The 18,204-nt window shown below is 67.4% G+C and carries 10 protein-coding genes; 7 read left to right on the forward strand and 3 right to left on the reverse strand.

What is annotated here, in order from left to right:
* Window positions 1-36: 36 nt before the first annotated feature.
* A complete protein-coding gene (locus AB4Y42_RS28820; RefSeq protein WP_368696024.1) occupies window positions 37-4,512 on the reverse strand; it encodes a YhdP family protein in 4,476 nt (1,491 codons plus the stop codon).
* Between the two features lie 325 nt (window positions 4,513-4,837).
* Between AB4Y42_RS28820 and glnE the strand changes: the two genes are divergently transcribed.
* The gene (glnE, locus tag AB4Y42_RS28825; protein ID WP_368696025.1) at window positions 4,838-7,657 is read left to right on the forward strand and encodes a bifunctional [glutamate--ammonia ligase]-adenylyl-L-tyrosine phosphorylase/[glutamate--ammonia-ligase] adenylyltransferase; all 2,820 of its coding nucleotides are present in this window, start codon (window positions 4,838-4,840) and stop codon (window positions 7,655-7,657) included.
* Window positions 7,658-7,712: 55 nt separating this feature from the next.
* Here glnE and recN read toward each other — a convergent pair whose 3' ends face one another.
* Window positions 7,713-9,392 (reverse strand): DNA repair protein RecN, encoded by a 1,680-nt coding sequence (gene recN, locus AB4Y42_RS28830; RefSeq protein WP_368696026.1) that lies wholly within the window; start codon window positions 9,390-9,392, stop codon window positions 7,713-7,715.
* A gap of 96 nt (window positions 9,393-9,488) precedes the next feature.
* Complete coding sequence (locus AB4Y42_RS28835; protein WP_028202022.1) at window positions 9,489-10,400, reverse strand: NAD kinase; 912 nt, start codon at window positions 10,398-10,400, stop codon at window positions 9,489-9,491.
* A gap of 261 nt (window positions 10,401-10,661) precedes the next feature.
* Here AB4Y42_RS28835 and hrcA point away from each other — a divergent pair, with 261 nt between their 5' ends.
* From hrcA to dnaJ, 6 genes are all read left to right on the forward strand, one after another.
* A complete protein-coding gene (gene hrcA / locus AB4Y42_RS28840) occupies window positions 10,662-11,681 on the forward strand; it encodes a heat-inducible transcriptional repressor HrcA (protein WP_028202023.1) in 1,020 nt (339 codons plus the stop codon).
* 197 nt (window positions 11,682-11,878) lie between these two features.
* A complete protein-coding gene (gene hemH / locus AB4Y42_RS28845) occupies window positions 11,879-12,946 on the forward strand; it encodes a ferrochelatase (protein ID WP_368696027.1) in 1,068 nt (355 codons plus the stop codon).
* Window positions 12,947-12,993: 47 nt separating this feature from the next.
* Complete coding sequence (locus AB4Y42_RS28850) at window positions 12,994-13,401, forward strand: RNA-binding S4 domain-containing protein (RefSeq protein WP_368690241.1); 408 nt, start codon at window positions 12,994-12,996, stop codon at window positions 13,399-13,401.
* 547 nt (window positions 13,402-13,948) lie between these two features.
* Window positions 13,949-14,536 carry a nucleotide exchange factor GrpE gene (grpE, locus tag AB4Y42_RS28855; protein ID WP_342947694.1) on the forward strand — a complete coding sequence of 196 codons (588 nt, stop codon included), beginning with the start codon at window positions 13,949-13,951 and terminating at the stop codon, window positions 14,534-14,536.
* Between the two features lie 250 nt (window positions 14,537-14,786).
* Window positions 14,787-16,745 carry a molecular chaperone DnaK gene (gene dnaK / locus AB4Y42_RS28860; RefSeq protein WP_368696028.1) on the forward strand — a complete coding sequence of 653 codons (1,959 nt, stop codon included), beginning with the start codon at window positions 14,787-14,789 and terminating at the stop codon, window positions 16,743-16,745.
* A gap of 294 nt (window positions 16,746-17,039) precedes the next feature.
* Window positions 17,040-18,173, forward strand: a complete 1,134-nt coding sequence (dnaJ, locus tag AB4Y42_RS28865) for a molecular chaperone DnaJ (RefSeq protein WP_342919295.1) — start codon at window positions 17,040-17,042, stop codon at window positions 18,171-18,173.
* Window positions 18,174-18,204 lie beyond the last annotated feature (31 nt).

The raw sequence follows: 18,204 nt of genomic DNA on the forward strand, positions 1-18,204 counted from the left end.
ACCGCGTGCCCATGGCGCGGCGCATCCATGCGTAATTCAGTGCACTGCGGCCGGCGCCTGCGCGTCCATCTTACCCTGATCGCCATGCAGCCGCTCGACGTGCGGTTTGGCCCACGGGCCCGTGATCGCGAAGTCCATCGCGAACGCGTGCTCGAGCGTTTGCGAGAGCACGACGTCGCCGATCAGCGCGCCGAGGCCGAAGAGCGGATTGATGATGGCCGCTGCGACCACGCCCGCGCCCGCGCTGACCGTCGGCACCACGTGCACGCGCAGGTCCTGGGTTTCGTGCGCGAGGTCGACGCTGCCCGTCATCGTCGCGCGCCCGGGGGCGGTGACGAGCTTGAAATCGTTGGTGCTGCCAATGCCGTTCTGGATCTGCGCGGTGGCCGTCGCGCTCGTGAAGGGCAGGCCTTCGCCGATGATGTCGCGGAAGTCCGTCGTCAGGAAGCGCGCGAGGCTTTGCAGGCTCAGCACGCCGAGCAGCCTCGCCATGCCCGGATCGACCTTGAGGATCTGGCCGTGCCGCAGGTCGAGCGTGAGGTTGCCGTTGAGCGACGGGAAGTCGATGCGCGTGGGGCCGCCTTGCCATGCCAGGTTGCCCGAGAGCGTGCCCGAGCCGTTCTTGAGCACATGCGGCCGGCCGGCGCGTTGGAGCAGCGCACCGGCGTCCTTGATGTCGAGATGGAAGTCGAGCGCCGTGCGGCGCGGCGTGTGCATGCCGGCGGCGGCCGAGTCGTCGCCGGCTGCCGTGTCGCCCACCGCGCGCCAGTTTTCCGTGGCGGTGAGGTGCGCGTCCGGGTTGCTGATGTCGAGCTGGTCGAGCTGCCAGACCGGCACGCCGTTGTCGTCGAAGTTGTGCGCGTTCACCTGGAGGCGGCCGAGATCGCGGTCGCGCACGATCAGCTGGTTCACGACGAGGTCGATCGACGGCATGTTCTGCGCGGGCTGCGACATCGCCTGGCCGAGCAGGTCGTTTTCGGTGGCGGCGGGCACGGTGAGACGCGCGAGCCGCGCCTCGAGCGTGCCGGGCGCGCCCGGCACGGCGCCCGGCTTCCACGAGACGTGGCCCGAGACCTGGTTGGAGGCGACGTTGGCCTGCCATTCGTTGCCGCGCTCGCCGGTTCGCGACGCGCCGAGCACGACGTTCTCCCAGTGGCGCTTGAGCAGCGTGAGCATGCCGACGTGGACCGCGAAGCGTGACGGCAGGAACTGGCTGACCGCGCCGTTGGGTGCGAGCGGTGACGAGGCGGCGCTCGGCGCGGCCGCCGTGGTGGCTGCGGTTGCCGATGCCGGGCTTTGCGGCGCGGCAGGCGCGGCGTTGGCCACGGCCGCTTCGGAGGCTGCGCCCGCAGCCGCGTTTTGTTTTTGAGCCATCCGCTCGGCCGCTCTTTCTGCGGCGGTTCGCGGCGGGGGAGCCGCCGCCCGGGCGCCGCTCGCCGCGCTCGCAGACGTCGGGCCCTGGGCCTCGGCCGCTGCGGTGCCACGCAGCTGCTGCACCACGGCGCGCCAGGCGTCGGCGTCGAAGGTGGGCAGGTCGACGGCGGCGGCCACGCCTTCCGAGGGCAGATCGGCCGGGCGGTTCATGCCGATCGCGCCGCGCACGACTTCCGGTACGTGACCCGGATGGCGGCGCATCACGTAGCGCGCGGCAAGCGGTCCGAGCGTGAGTTCTGCGTGTTCGAAGGCGGCGTCGTCGGCCCTGGCATCGGCGCCGACAGCGGGTTCGGCGGGCGTGCCGGTGCCCGGCTGCAATTCGAAGTTCAGCGGCATCGGCGTGCCGGCCGCCTTGCCGAACGGCGCGGGCAGGTCGAGCGCGAGGCCGGTGAGATCGGCATTGGCCTTCACGTCGGGCAGACGCCCGCGCTGGCCGGCCACCGAAAGCGAATAGGGCGCCGCGCCCGACAGGCGCCCGAGCGCCGCCGCCGCCATGCCATGCAGGTTCAGCCCGCGCGCCGCATCGACCGCGACGTCGCCGGCCACGTCCACCTTGTAGTGCCCGTCGTCGCGCATGCCGCCGCTGGCGCGCAGATCGCCACCGAGAAAGCGCGCCGTGAGCCGGTCGACATTGGCGCTGTGGTTCGTGAAGCGCACCTGTCCGGTGAGGTTCGAGACGGGCGGCACGTTCTTCGCGGTGAGCGTGTTGTTCTCGAAGCCGATGGCGCCCGCGAGCTGCACCTTCGGCATCGGATGGCGCGGGATCGTGAGCTTGAGCGCGAGCGTGGACTGCCCTTGTGCGCGCACCTTCGCGGTGGCGTGCTTCGAGATGTAGCCGATCGAGCTGTTGTCCGCGTAGTCGAGCAGGTCCGCGAGCGGCCCGCGCCCGCTCCCCTCGATCACGATGTCGGAACCCTTGACGCCCAGTTCCTCGATGCGCCCGCTGACGTTGCGCAGCACGAAGTTGCGATAGTGGCCGCGATCGACGTCGAAGCGCAGCTTGTTCTCGTGCAGCTTGAACATGCCGTCGATGCCGTCGAACGCCGGCCAGACGTTCGGCGCGCCGTTGCGCATCTTGCGCGGCGGGAACGGCGACGGGTCGAAGCGCCCGCCCGTGAACGGCGCGACGATGCGGAACTGGCCCGCGTCGGGGTCGCGCGAGTAGGGGAATTTGGTCAGGTCGCCGTGGATCTCGATCGTCGCGCCCTTCGACAGGCCCGCCTGCAGGCCGTGGCCGAGATAGATGCGCGTCTTCTCGCTGATGGCGGTGGGCAGGTAGCGCGGGATGGCCTTGACCTTGGCCTCGTCGAAATGCGCGACGAGGTCGAGCGCGCCGCGTCCCTTGCCGGGGTTGGTGTAGTGCGCGGTCATCTTCGCGCGCGCGTCGGCGTTCTCGATGCCCAGGTTCGCGACATCGACGGTGAACGCCTTCAGCCGGTTGCCGGGCTCGCGCTCGGCGGCCACGGTCCATTTGGCCGCGCCGTAGAGCCGGTCGAACGTGAGGCGCGGATTGTCGAACACGCCGGGTAGCGTGATGGCGACGCTGTTCGTGTCGAGGTCGATGTTGCCGTGCGACTCGTCGGCGTCGATGTGCCCCCAGAGGTTCTCGACCCCCGGCAGGCCCGCGCGCGGGTGGCCGCGCGGCGTGAGGCCCGGCCCCGGCTCCTGTGCATTCATGCTGATGCCCTGCAGGTCGCCCTTGAAGCGATAGTGGGTGACCGGCTCGACGCTGGTGGAGCGCTGCTCGGCAGCCGCTTCGCCCGACTCGGGCTTCGCGCGCTCGAGCGAGAGATCGTAGTTCGCCACCAGCCCGCGCGGATCGAAGCGCACGAGCGCGCCCTGCACGCGACCGGGCAACGGCAGCGCGCGCATGAACTCGGCGAGGATGCCGAGATCGATGCGGTCGCCGCGCACGCTCATGAGCTGACCGTGCTGGAGTGTTGGCTGGCGAAAGCGCGCGTCGAGCGTCGTGAGCGCGAGCGAGCGCGTGAGCGGCGTGCCGTCGTCGAGCGGCGGCTGGCCCAGTTCGGCATGGAAGTCGCGCAGCTTGAGCGCGTAGTCGCCGGGCTGGATGCCGAGACTCCAGTGGAAGCTCGCGACCGGCATGTCGAGCAGCGGCTGCGTGGGCCGCGTGCGCAACGAAACGTTTGCGCCTTCCAGCGCGCCGCTCGCCTCAAGGATGCGCCCGTTCGAGAAGTGCGCCCAGATCGCGTTGTCGATGCGCCCCGCGTAGGTGGCGATCGGAAAGTTGATGTAGCGCGCGAGCGTGGGCAGATCGACGGGGCCGGTCGAGAGATAGGTGTCGCCCGTCCAGCTGATCGGCTTGCCGGCCTGCGCGTAGCGCGCGTGCGTGAAGTGCGCGCGGAAGTCGAGCGGGCCGTGCAGCACGGTGCCCTCGGCCGGCGCCTGGAGCGCGACGCGGTGATCGTAGCCGTCGTTGAGGATCGCGAGGCGGATGTGCGAGAGCGCGAGGTCGGGCACGTCGCGCGTGGCGTCGTGCCAGCGCAGCGTGCCGCCGCGCAGCACGACGGCCTGCTGGCGCATGAGCCACGTCGTGAAGGTGGCGTTGCCCGTGTGTGCGGTGGGCACCGGCACGCCCGCCACGGTGAGCGTGCCGTCGTCCTCGCGCGCGATGTGCACGTCGGGCTGCTCGACCACGATGCTCGAGAGCAGCGGTTCGAGCAGCACGACCGAGCGCCACGACACCGAGGCCGTGGCGTGCGGCACGTCGAGCGCGATGTTGCCGTGGCGGTCGCGAATCGTCAGATCAGTGACGTCGATGCCGGGCTGGAAGCCCGACCAGTGCGGCGCGAGCTTGCCGATGCGGAACTCGGCGTGAATCTTCGAGGAGACGAGCTGCTCGATGCGCGGACGCAAGTTGTCCACGTACGGCAGCACGACGTAGCGCAGCCCGAGCAGCAGGACCGAGACGATGAAATACAGGACGAGCGCGATGATCGCCAGCACGCGCAGTGTGTGGCGCAGAACCGGGTGATGATGGTGCGGACCCCCTGGCTCGGTAGCCTGGCTGGCATGTCCAGATTGGGGTAGGCCGGCGTGATCGTTTCGCTCGGACATGCTGCGGCGGGTGGGGTATGGTAGCGTTGCGTTCTAACGACGAAATGTATCACAGAGGGCCGTCAGAAGGCCCATCCGGGGAAGCCGGGATGGCCGCGCGGCGCGAGACACGCATGATTTTTTGCACTGCAGTGGCGGCTATGCCCGATGCATCGGCGAGGCGGGCCGCGAGACCAGGCGGGCGGTGTGTGCGTGGCACAGGGCGAACCCTCGCAGTCGAGCCATCGGTATCGGCATCGTCATCGTCACACTGGCAACGTCATCAACCCAGGCGCGCGCAACGTAACAACGTCGAACAGCGGGCCTTCCCGGCAAGCAGCACTTCATGACTGACATCCCTCTTCTGAGTTCCAGCTACTCCCGCTATGCAGCACGTGCTTACGCCGCGCGCCCTGGCCTCGCGGCGCAGGTCGAGGCGCTGGCCGCCGCGCCGCTCTCGCGCGAACGCATCGTCGCGCGGCTCGACGCGTTGAGTGAGCAACTGCTCACGGCAGCAAACGCCGCACCTGGCGCGCCGCTCAACGACGAGCAACTGAAGACGGTCCTGCGCCAGCTGCGCGTGGAAGTGATCTGCGCGGTGATGGAGCGCGATCTCGGCGGCGTGGCCGACGTCGCAGAAGTGACCGGCAGCATGACCGATCTCGCCGAAGTCACGATCCAGCGCGCGCTCGCGTGCGTGAGTGCCGACCTCGAGACGCTCTTCGGCGAGCCGCGCGGCCCGGGCGGCGAGCGCCTCACGCTCGGCGTGGTGGGCATGGGCAAGCTGGGCGGCCGCGAGCTGAACGTTTCGTCCGACATCGACCTGATCTTCGTCTACGAGGACGACGGCGAAACCACGGGCGGCCAGCGCTCGCCCATCGCCACCCAGGACTACTTCACGCGCGTGGGCAAGCGCCTGATCGCTGCGCTGAGTGATGTGACGGCCGATGGCTTCGTGTTCCGCGTGGACATGCGCCTGCGCCCGAACGGCGACTCCGGGCCGCTCGTGTGCAGCCTCGGCATGCTCGAAGAGTACTTCTACGTGCAGGGCCGCGAGTGGGAGCGCTATGCGTGGATCAAGGGGCGGCTCGTTTCCGAGGACGAGAGCGACAGCGCGCTGCGTCTGGCACGTCAGCTCGATTCGCTCGTGAAGCCCTTCGTCTACCGGCGTTATCTGGACTTCGGCGTGATCAGCGCGATTCGCTCGCTGCACGTGCAGATTCGCCAGGAAGCGCAGCGGCGCGCGATGATGCGCCCCGACAAAGCCGACGACATCAAGCTCGGGCGCGGCGGGATACGCGAGATCGAGTTCAGCGCCCAGGTGTTCCAGCTCATCCGTGGCGGCCAGGATGCGGGTTTTCGCGTACGCCCCACACTGGCCGTGCTCGGCTACGCCGCCGCGCGCGGACTGATCGCGCCGGAGGTGTGCGGCGAGCTCACGCGCGCCTACAACTTCCTGCGCGACCTCGAGCATCGCCTGCAGTATCGCGACGATGCGCAAACGCACGCCATGCCCGTCGACGCCGAAGAGCGCGCGGCGCTCGCGAAGTCGATGGGCTTCGCCGATTACGCCGCGCTGATGACGACGCTCGATGGCCACCGCGACAACGTCGAGCGCCAGTTCGTGCAGATCTTCTCCGACAAGATGGGCGGCGAGGGCGGCTGCGGCGCGTCCGAAGACGGCGCGGCGGCATGGGTCTGGAGCGGTGCGCTGATGGAAGAGGGCGCCGAAGACTCGTTGCTCGAACGTCTCGCGGAACTGGGCATCGACGATCCCGCGCCGCTGCTCGCGCGCCTGCGCGGGCTCTGGCAGTCGTCGCGGTACGCGGGGTTGCCCGAGAAGAGCCGCGAGCGCTTCGACAGCGTCGCGCAGCGCGCGCTCGAAGCCGCGCGTACGCTCGAGCCGCGCGAGCGCCGCGGCGACACGCTCGCGCGCATGTTCGACCTGCTCGAAGCCGTGATCCGGCGCGGCGCATATCTCGCGCTGCTCTGCGAATATCCGGATGCGCTCAGCCGTGTGCTCAAGGTGCTGGGCGGCTCGCGCTGGGCGGCGGGCTATCTGATCCGCCATCCGCAACTGCTCGACGAACTGCTCGACGACGAGGCGGTCGCGTCGCCGTTCGACTGGCCCGAGTTCTCGCGCCTGCTGCGCGCACGGCTCGCGGCCGCCGCCGACGTCGAACAGCAGATGGACCTGCTGCGCCACGCGCACCAGGCCGAAGTGTTCCGCATCCTGCTCAACGACCTGGCGGGGCGGCTCTCGGTGGAGCACGTGAGCGACCGGCTCTCCGAGCTTGCCGACGCCGTGCTCGACGTGACCATCGAGACCGTCTGGAAGCAGTTCGCCAAACGCCATCGCGAGGTGCCGCGCTTCGCGGCGATCGCTTACGGCAAGCTGGGCGGCAAGGAACTGGGCTACGCGTCGGACCTCGACATCATCTTCCTGTACGAAGACGAGGACGAGCGCGCCTCGGAGATCTACGCGACCTTCGCGCGCCGCCTCATCACGTGGCTCACCACGGCCACCGGCGCGGGCACGCTGTTCGACGTCGATCTGCGCCTGCGGCCGAACGGCGAGTCGGGCCTGCTCGTGACCGACCTCGACGCGTTCCGCCGCTACCAGTTGCGCGAAGGGGACGCGGCGAACACGGCATGGGTCTGGGAACACCAGGCGCTCACGCGCGCGCGCTTCTCGGCCGGGGACGCGGCCATCGGCAGCGCCTTCGAGGCGATCCGCGTGCAGGTGCTGACCACGCCGCGCGACGCCGCGCCGCTCGCCAGCGAGATCGTGGCGATGCGCCAGCGCGTGGAAGACGGCCACCCGAACCGCACCGAACTCTTCGACCTGAAGCACGACCGCGGCGGCATGGTGGACATCGAGTTTCTCGTCCAGTACTGGGTGCTGCTGCACGCGGCGCAGGACCCCGAGCTGATCCGCAACACGGGCAATATCGCGCTGCTGCGCGAGGTGTCGCGTTTCGGGCTCATGAGCGAGGAGGAGGCCGAGACGATAGGCTCGGCGTACCGGCTGTATCGCAAGCTGCAGCACCAGTTGCGGCTCGACGGCATGGAGAAGGCGCGTGTCGATCCGGCGCGTGTGGAGCGCGAGCGTGAGGCCGTACTGGCGTTGTGGAAGCGCGTGTTCGGGGAGCGGGGGCAGGCGTAGCGCGTGCGCTACGCGTCGATGGCGGGCGCGCCTCACACGTGAGGCGCAGTCCCGCTCAAGCGGCCAGCATCTCCTTCGCATGCCGCCTGGTCGTCGCGGTAATCTCCAGCCCGCCCAGCATGCGCGCGACTTCTTCCACCCGGCCGCCCTTGTCGAGCGGGGTGACGGCCGAGACCGTGCCGCCGTTGCCGTCGCCGGATTTCGCGACCTGGAAGTGGTGATCGCCGCGCGCCGCGACCTGCGGCAAGTGCGTGACGCACAGCACCTGGCGCGCGTGCCCGAGCTGGTGCAGCAAACGCCCCACTACTTCGGCCACGCCGCCGCCAATGCCCGTGTCGACTTCGTCGAAGATCAGGGTGGGCGTGGGGCTCGCCGCGCTCGCGATCACGGCGAGCGCGAGGCTGATACGCGCGAGCTCGCCGCCCGAGGCGATCTTCGCGAGCGGACGCAGCGGCACGCCGGCATGGCCCGCCACCCGGAATTCGATCTGTTCCAGACCGTGCGCGCCGCCGATCGGCTCGCCGGTCGAGCTGCTGCCGAGCGCCACGAGCGCGACTTCGAAGCTGCCGCCCGCCATCGACAGTTCCTGCATGCCTTGCGTGACCGCCGCGCCGAGCGCCTTCGCCGCCTTGGCGCGCGCCTTCGAGAGCTGGCGCGCCTGCGCGAGATAGGCGTCCTGCGCCCTCTGCCCGGCGGCGCGCAGGCCGTCGAGATCGGACGCGGCGTCGAGCGCCGCGAGCTGCTGGCGGCGCGACGCGTGTTCTTCGGGCAGCGTCTCGGCCGGCAGGCGGAACTTGCGCGCCGTCGAATGCAGCGCGTCGAGGCGCCGTTCGACCTGCGCGAGATGTTGCGGATCGAGATCGAGACGCTGCGCGTAGTGCGAGAGCGAGTACGCCGCTTCCTGGATCTGGATCGCGGCCGGTTCGAGCGCGGCGAGCGCGTCGTTCAGCTCGGCGTCGACCTCGGCGAGAGAGCGCAGCTTCGAGACGATCGAGTTCAGCTGCGAGAGCATCGCCTCGTCGGATTCGGATAACGCCGCGAGCGCGCCTTGCACGCCTTCGATCAGGTTGGCCGAGTTCGAAAGCCGCACGTGCTCCGCGTTCACTTCTTCCCATTCGCCCGGCTGCGGCGCGAGCTTGTCGAGCTCGGCGAGCTGCCACGCGAGGCGCTCGCGCTCGAGCTGCAGCTCCCGGTCGCGCGACATGGCGCTTTGCAGGGCGAGACGCGCGTCGCGCGCCTCGCGCCACGCGCGCGTGACGGTGGCGGCGAGATCCGTGAGGCCGGCGTGCGTGTCGAACAGTTCGCGCTGCGCGTCGGGGCGCATGAGTAGCTGGTGCGCATGCTGGCCGTGGATGTCGACGAGCATTTCGCCCAGCTCGCGCAGTTGCGCGAGCGTGGCCGGCGTGCCGTTGATGAAGGCACGCGAGCGCCCGCCGCTGTCCACCACGCGGCGCATCATGACCGTGTGCTCGCCGTCGCCGTTCGTGAGCGCCTGTTCGTCGAGCCAAAGCGCGGCATGCGCGGGCACATCGAACTCGGCGGTGATGTCGGCGCGGGCCTCGCCCGTGCGCACCACGCTCGCGTCGGCGCGTGTGCCGAGCGTGAGGGCGAGGGCGTCGATCAGGATCGACTTGCCCGCACCCGTTTCGCCGGAAAACACAGTGAAGCCGCTGTCGAATTCGAGGTCGAGCGCGGCGACGATCACGAAGTCGCGAATCGAGAGATGGCGAAGCATGGCGTCTGGTTCTGCTTTTTCTGGGTTGGCTTTGATTACCGTGGGACTGCTGGCTGCATGGCAACGGCCGCGCGCGCTTCACGCGAAGACGCGGGGTTAGTCCTCCGGATCGCCCTGCAGCGAAGGGTGCTCGTTCCAGTGCAGCTTCTTGCGCAGCGTGCGGTAGTAGCTGTAGCCGACCGGGTGCAGGAAGGGCACGGTGTGGCGCGAGCGGCGCACCTCGATCACGTCGTTCAGCTCCAGCGCCGTGAACGACTGCATGTCGAAGTTCACGTTGACGTCGCGGCCCGCCACGATCTGGATGCTCACCTTGCAGTCGTCGGGCAGCACGATCGGGCGGTTCGAGAGCGCGTGCGGCGCGATCGGCACGAGCACGATGCCTTGCAGCTGCGGATGCAGGATCGGTCCCTGCGACGAGAGCGCGTAGGCGGTCGAGCCCGTGGGCGTCGCGACGATCAAGCCGTCGGAGCGCTGGTTGTACATGAAGCGGCCATCCACGTTCACGCGCAGTTCGGCCATGCCCGAAAAGCCGCTACGGTTCACGACCACGTCGTTGAAGGCGAGCGCGTGGTAGATCGGGTCGCCGTCGCGCGTGATGCGCGACTCCAGCAGCGAGCGCTCCTCGCGCTCGAACGAGCCCGCGAGCAGTTGCGGCACGACTTCCTGCATCTCGGAGAACGCGATGTCGGTGATGAAGCCGAGCCGCCCGTGGTTGATGCCGATGAGCGGCGTGCGGTAGGGCGCGAGCTGGCGGCCGATGCCGAGCATCGTGCCGTCGCCGCCGAGCACCACGGCCACGTCCGCGCGCGCGCCGATTTCGGCCGGCTGCAGCGCGGGATAGCCTTGCGCGCCGATTTCCTCTGCGGTCTGCGCTTCGAACACGACCTCGAAGCCGCGCTTCGAAATGGTCTGGGCGAGCGCCGTCAGCGGCTCGGCAATGCCTGGCGTATTGCTGCGCCCAACGAGCGCAACCGTCTTGAACTGGCTCTGGATCTTCTGGATCTGCATGCCGGCATTACACCATAGTCAGGTCACGAAAAGAACCTGGCGCCACGCCGGGTGCGGCCCGCCAGGCCTTGCGCGCCGCGCTCTCCAGCCCGAAGCCGGTGACACGGCGATGACAACGCGCCAGGTACTGGGCGATGTGCGGTGCAATCCGCCCGGCGACGGCGGTCGAAACCGGGCCGCCCCGCGCTACGGGCCTGCCCGCCGGGCCCGGCATGGCGGCGTACTCGCGGCCAAAGCGCCATTAGGCTAAAATTTTGAGTCATGCTAGATCCCCGCGCACAAACCCTCCTCAAGACGCTGATCGAGCGCTACATCGCCGAAGGTCAGCCGGTCGGCTCGCGCACGCTGTCGCGCTATTCCGGCCTGGAACTGAGTCCGGCGACGATCCGCAACGTCATGTCGGACCTCGAGGAGCTGGGTCTCGTGTCCAGCCCGCATACCTCGGCCGGGCGTGTGCCCACGCCGCGCGGCTATCGCCTGTTCGTCGACACCATGCTCACCGTCGAGCCCAGCTCCGACGACGACGCGCTCACGCGCGCGGTGAAGACCACGCTGCGCCCCGGCGAACCGCAGAAGGTGGTGGCGGCGGCCGCCAGCGTGCTGTCGAACCTCTCGCAGTTCGCCGGCGTGGTGCTGACGCCCCGGCGCAGCCACGTGTTCAAGCAGATCGAGTTCATGCGCCTGTCCGACAAGCGCATCCTGCTCATCATCGTGACGCCCGAAGGCGACGTGCAGAACCGCATCATGGCGACGCAGCGCGACTTCACGCCTTCCGAGCTCATCGAAGCCTCCAATTACATCAACGCGCACTTCGCGGGCCTGTCGTTCGACGAGGTGCGCCGCCGCCTGCGCGAGGAAATCGACGCGCTGCGCGGCGACATGACCACGCTCATGCACGCGGCCGTGACCGCGAGCACCGAAGAGCCCGAAAGCGGCGATACCCTGCTCATTTCCGGCGAGCGCAACCTGCTCGAAGTGGCCGACCTTTCCTCGGACATGGCGCGCCTGCGCAAGCTCTTCGACGTGTTCGACCAGAAAACCAGTCTCCTGCAGCTGCTCGACGTCTCGAGCCACGCGCAGGGCGTGCAGATTTTCATTGGCGGCGAGTCGCAACTCGTGCCGATCGAGGAAATGAGCGTGGTGACGGCTCCCTACGAGGTGAACGGCAAGATCGTCGGCACCCTCGGCGTGATCGGGCCGACGCGCATGGCTTACAACAGGGTGATTCCGATCGTCGACATCACCGCGCGCCTGCTCTCGCTCACGCTGAGCCAGAACTGAGCGCCGCAGCGGGCATCGGGCACCCCGCGCCTTTCCGACGATCATCCCCGAAAGGCGCGGCGCGCGCCATCGGCCGAATGGCCAACGTGCGGCGAGTCGCTGCGTCGCGGCTGCGGTTTGGCCCGCCAGGACCGCCCGCTATAATGCTTGTTTCATGCAACCGTTGCTGCGCATTCGCGCGGCGCCACTGATCGCCTATGCGTTTCGACCTGGAGCGGCCTTCGCAGTCCGCCGCGGCGCATCGCGTCGCCGTGCTGCTCATCAACCTGGGCACACCGGACGCGCCCACCCCGCGCGCCGTGCGCCGCTATCTCGCGCAGTTTCTTTCCGATCCGCGCGTGGTCGAGATTCCGGCGCCGATCTGGCAGGTCATCCTGCGCGCGCTGATCCTGCCGTTTCGCGGCCGTTCTTCGGCGAAGAAGTACGCGGCGGTCTGGACGCCCGAAGGCTCGCCGCTACGCGTGCACACGCAGAAACAAGCCGACGGCCTGCGCCATCTGCTGCAGATCAACGACTACACGGTCCTCGTCGATTACGCGATGCGCTACGGCACGCCCGACATCCCGGCGATGCTGAACCAGCTCAAGCTGGCGGGCGCGGAACGCATCCTGCTCATGCCGATGTACCCGCAGTACTCGGCGTCGACCACGGCCACGGCGTTCGATGCGGCCTTCGTCGCGCTGCGCCGCATGCGCAATCAGCCGGAAATCCGCACGGTGCGCGGCTATCACGACCATCCGGCGTATATCGCGGCGCTCGCGGCGCAGGTGCACCAGTACTGGCACGCGCACGGCAAACCCAATTTCGCGGCGGGCGACCGGCTCGTGCTGAGTTTTCACGGCGTGCCGAGCCGCACGCTCGATCTGGGCGACCCGTACCACGACCAGTGCCAGCAAACGGCCGCGCTCCTCATGCACGCGCTGGAGCTGACGCCGGTCGAATGCCGGGTGACTTTCCAGTCGCGCTTTGGGCGGGCGCAATGGCTCCAGCCGTACACGGCGCCCACGCTGCGGGAATTGGGCGCCGGCGGCGTGCGGCGGGCGGACGTGTTCTGCCCCGGTTTCACGGCGGACTGCCTGGAAACCATCGAGGAAATCGGCATGGAAGTGCGCGACGAATTCCTGCACGGCGGCGGCAAGGAGTTTCACCGCATTGCGTGCCTGAATGCCTCGCCGGCGTGGATCGCGGCGCTAGGCGAGATTGTTGCGCAGCACCTGCAGGGCTGGCCCGTCCAGGCCGCGGCGCCGGCAGGCGCGGTGGCCTGACCGGGCGAGTCGAGCGTGAACTGAGCAGCGCATCCGGAAAGCTTCTGATGAACTACAAGATTTCGACCGAACCTGGCGCGCGCCTGCGCATCGACAAATGGTTATGGGCGGCGCGCTTCTTCAAGACGCGCTCGCTCGCCTCCGACGCCGTGGCCAAGGGGCGCGTGCGCATCGGCGGCGACGCCGTGAAGGCGTCGAAGGACGTGCGCGTGGGCGACCTCGTCGAAATCGAGATCGATCACGTGGTCTGGGAAGTGCAGGTGCTGGGGATTTGCGAGATGCGCGGCCCCGCCAGCATCGCGCAGACGCTTTATGCGGAAACCGAAGCCGGGCGCGAGAGGCGCGCGGCGGAGCAGGACCGGCGCCGGCTCTTTCGCGAACCGGCTGCCGTGTTGCAGGGCAGGCCGACCAAGCGCGACCGCCGCACTATCGACAAATTTTCGCGTGAGGGTTGAAGAGCGCTTCCATCGTCGCGTGCACACCCCCGTATTCCGTCGTGTTTTCGTTCACGGCGCCCGACATGCAGATGGTCGTAGTCCCGGCGATGAGTACCAGCGCGACCACCGATATGGCAAAGGTCAGTTTCACGGTACTCCCCTTGGGATCGCAGCAAAACAGCCAGTTTCAAGGCCCGGTTAGCGTTTTTATGCGCGGCGATGCCGCTAAAAAATGTGCTGACCGTGGGCCCATTCGGTGCGGTGCCAGGCTCAGGGTAAACGCGCCATGAGCAGCACCTGTTCCTGAGTGTAGGTCAGGGATGTCCCTTACTCAATTTCATTTTTGCGGCGCTGCAGTAATGATTGTTACGGGCGATTTCGCGGCTTGGATGTCTGCATAAAAAAGCCGCGATAGCCCCTTGAAACAGGCGATCCGGCACCCATGTGCAGTCGCAATGTACGAAGCCTCTGTCGCGTCGGCGCAACGACGGTCGGCGCAATAGAGCGGGTCGCGTAAAGACGCCCGCAGCTTTGTTCCCTTTTTCACTATTCAACGTTCAGCGACATGGAAAACACGCAAGAGAACCCGACGAGCCAGAACCCCACGCCCGCGGACGAGGCGTCGCAGGCAGCCCAGCCCCAGGCGGCTGAAGCGGCCGAGCAGGCAGCCCAAGGCGGCGTGGACCAGAACGCTGCGGCGCTTGCCGAGGCCGCACTGGCCGAAGCCCAGGCGAAGGTCGCCGAATTGCAGGACGCCTTCGTCCGCGCCAAGGCCGAGACCGAGAACGTGCGCCGCCGCGCGCAGGAAGACGTCGCCAAGGCGCACAAGTTCGCGATCGAAAACTTCGCCGAGCATCTGCTGCCGGTGATGGACAGCCTCGAAGCCGCACTCGCCCATAACTCGGACGACCTCGCCAAGGTCAACGAAGGCGTCGAGCTCACGCTCAAGCAGCTCACCGGCGCGCTGGAGAAGGGCAAGGTCCTTGCCATCAACCCCGTGGGCGAGAAGTTCGACCCGCACCGTCATCAAGCTATCTCGATGGTGCCGTCCGAGCAGGACGCGAACACGGTGGTCAGCGTGCTGCAAAAGGGCTATGTGATCGCCGACCGCGTGCTGCGTCCGGCGCTCGTGACCGTTTCGGCACCGAAGTAAGGAAAACGTAAGCAGTGCGGCGGCCTGAAGGCACCCAACGGTACCCAAAGGGCCCCGCGATTGAAAAAAATGATGGAACGCATAGCCCAAACCCCTTGAAATCGCCGTAACGGCACTTATTTGGGCAGCAGTTCCGTATTGAAGTGGACGCCAGCCGCGCACAAGGGAAAACGCGGCTCGAGCATGCAGTTACCTGCGCAGCGCGAAAGCGGCGTCCGCACAGCGACCAAATTCTGGAGATTTGACAAAAATGGGCAAAATCATTGGTATCGACCTCGGCACCACCAACTCGTGCGTGGCGCTGATGGAAGGCAATCAGGTCAAGGTGATCGAGAACTCGGAAGGCGCCCGTACGACGCCGTCGATCATCGCCTACATGGACGACAACGAAGTGCTGGTCGGCGCACCGGCCAAGCGCCAGTCGGTCACCAACCCGAAGAACACGCTGTACGCAGTCAAGCGCCTGATCGGCCGCCGCTTCGAAGAGAAGGAAGTGCAGAAGGACATCGGCCTGATGCCCTACAAGATCGTCAAGCACGACAACGGCGACGCCTGGGTCGAAGCGCATGGCTCGAAGCTCGCGCCTTCGCAGGTTTCGGCCGAAGTGCTGCGCAAGATGAAGAAGACCGCTGAAGACTACCTCGGCGAGCCGGTCACCGAAGCCGTGATCACGGTTCCCGCGTACTTCAACGACAGCCAGCGTCAGGCTACCAAGGACGCCGGCCGCATCGCCGGCCTGGAAGTCAAGCGCATCATCAACGAGCCGACGGCAGCCGCACTCGCGTTCGGTCTGGACAAGGCCGAAAAGGGCGACCGCAAGATCGCCGTGTTCGACCTGGGCGGCGGCACGTTCGACATCTCGATCATCGAAATCGCGGATGTCGACGGCGAAATGCAGTTCGAAGTGCTCTCGACCAACGGCGACACGTTCCTCGGCGGCGAAGACTTCGACCAGCGCATCATCGATTACATCATCGGCGAGTTCAAGAAAGAGCAGGGCGTCGACCTCTCGAAGGACGTGCTCGCGCTGCAGCGCCTGAAGGAAGCCGCTGAAAAGGCCAAGATCGAACTGTCGTCGGGCCAGCAGACCGACATCAACCTGCCGTACATCACGGCGGACGCGTCGGGTCCGAAGCACCTGAACCTCAAGTTCACGCGCGCCAAGCTGGAAGCGCTGGTCGAGGAACTGATCGAGCGCACCATCGAGCCGTGCCGCGTGGCGATCAAGGACGCAGGCGTGAAGGTTGGCGACATCGACGACGTGATTCTCGTCGGCGGCCAGACGCGTATGCCGAAGGTGCAGGAGAAGGTCAAGGAGTTCTTCGGCAAGGACCCGCGCCGTGACGTGAACCCGGACGAAGCCGTGGCCGTTGGCGCCGCGATCCAGGGCCAGGTTCTGTCGGGCGACCGCAAGGACGTGCTGCTCCTCGACGTGACCCCGCTGTCGCTCGGTATCGAGACGCTCGGCGGCGTGATGACGAAGATGATCAACAAGAACACCACGATCCCGACCAAGCACGCACAGGTCTACTCGACGGCGGACGACAGCCAGTCGGCCGTGACGATCAAGGTGTTCCAGGGCGAACGCGAAATGGCAGCGGGCAACAAGCTGCTGGGCGAGTTCAACCTCGAAGGCATTCCGCCCGCACCGCGCGGCGTGCCGCAGATCGAAGTGACCTTCGACATCGACGCGAACGGCATTCTGCACGTGGGCGCGAAGGACAAGGCCACCGGCAAGGAAAACAAGATCACCATCAAGGCGAACTCGGGTCTGTCGGAAGCCGAGATCGAGAAGATGGTGAAGGACGCCGAAGCGAACGCGGAAGAAGATCACCGTCTGCGTGAGCTGGCCGACGCGCGCAACCAGGGCGACGCACTGGTTCACAGCACGAAGAAGGCCGTGGCCGAGTACGGCGACAAGATCGAAGCCAGCGAAAAGGAAAAGATCGAAGCCGCACTGAAGGACCTCGAAGAAACGCTGAAGAGCTCGTCGGCCGACAAGGCGACGATCGAGGCGAAGGTCGAGGCGCTGTCGGCAGCGTCGCAGAAGCTCGGCGAAAAGATGTACGCCGACATGCAGGCGCAGCAGGCAGGCGCGGCCGGTGCCGCCGGCGCGGGTGCCGCAGGTGCCGGTGCTGCCGAGCAAGGCGCGCAGAACGACGCCGACGACGTGGTCGACGCCGAGTTCAAGGAAGTCAAGAAGGACTAAGCCGATTCGTGGCGGTCATGACCGTTCTGCCTGATCAGCGAACGGTCGTGATCCGATGAAAGCGGCTACGAAAGCGGCCGCATCGGTTACGATGCGTGTCAGCATTGCAGCGCCTGGCGAGCCAACCGGCTCTCCGGGCACATTTGTTTTATGGAGGCCGTTCTCTTTCAGGGGCCGCCGCGGCGTGAGAAGCGCCTGTGCGGATGTTCAGGGGAACGGCAAACGGGTCACGAGATCCAGCATTCAAGAGGAGCCGGCGCGCGCCGTGAAGCGCGAGGCCGGCGTTGAACCGATATGGCGAAACGGGATTACTACGAGGTTCTGGGCGTCGCGAAGAACGCGGGCGACGACGAAATCAAGAAGGCGTATCGCAAGCTCGCGATGAAGTACCACCCCGACCGCAATCCGGACAACAAGGATGCGGAAGAGCATTTCAAGGAGGCCAAAGAGGCCTACGAAATGCTGTCGGACTCGCAAAAGCGCGCCGCTTACGACCAGTACGGCCACGCCGGCGTCGATCCGAACATGGGCGGCGCGGGTGCGCAGGGCTTCGGCGGTTTCGCGGACGCTTTCGGCGACATCTTCGGCGATATCTTCGGCCAGGCCGCGGGCGGCCGTGGCGGCCAGCGCGGCGGTCCGCAGGTGTATCGCGGCGCGGACCTGCGCTACAGCATGGAAATCACGCTGGAGCAGGCGGCGCACGGCTACGAGACGCAAATCCGCGTGCCGGGCTGGAGCGGTTGTGAAGTCTGTCACGGCTCGGGCGCGAAGCCCGGTACGAAGCCCGAAACCTGTCCGACCTGCCACGGTTCGGGTTCGGTGCGCATGTCGCAGGGCTTCTTCAGCATCCAGCAGACCTGCCCGAAGTGCCACGGCACGGGCTCGTACATTCCCGAACCCTGCACGAACTGCCACGGCGCAGGCAAGGTGAAGGAAACCAAGACGCTCGAAGTGAAGATTCCGGCGGGCATCGACGACGGCATGCGCATCCGCTCGGCCGGCAACGGCGAGCCTGGCATCAACGGCGGGCCGTCGGGCGATCTGTACGTCGAGATCCACATCAAGCAGCACGCGGTGTTCGAGCGCGACGGCGACGACCTGCACTGCCAGATGCCGATTCCGTTCACCACGGCGGCGCTCGGCGGCGAGATCGAAGTGCCGACGCTCGCGGGCCGCGCATCGTTCACGGTGCCCGAAGGCACGCAGTCGGGCAAGACGTTCCGTCTGCGCGGCAAGGGCATCAAGGGCCTGCGTTCGAGCATCGCCGGCGATCTGTATGTGCACGTCCAGGTGGAAACGCCGGTCAAGCTCACCGATCACCAGCGCGAGATGCTGCAGCAGTTCGAGAAGTCGCTCGTGGAAGGCGGTTCGCGCCACAGCCCGCAAAGCAAGAGCTGGTTCGACCGCGTGAAGAGCTTCTTCGACTGATGCGCTTTTCCGGCGTCACCATGCAGCGGCA

This window comes from Paraburkholderia sp. EG286B, assembly GCF_040965655.1.
GTDB lineage: Bacteria > Pseudomonadota > Gammaproteobacteria > Burkholderiales > Burkholderiaceae > Paraburkholderia.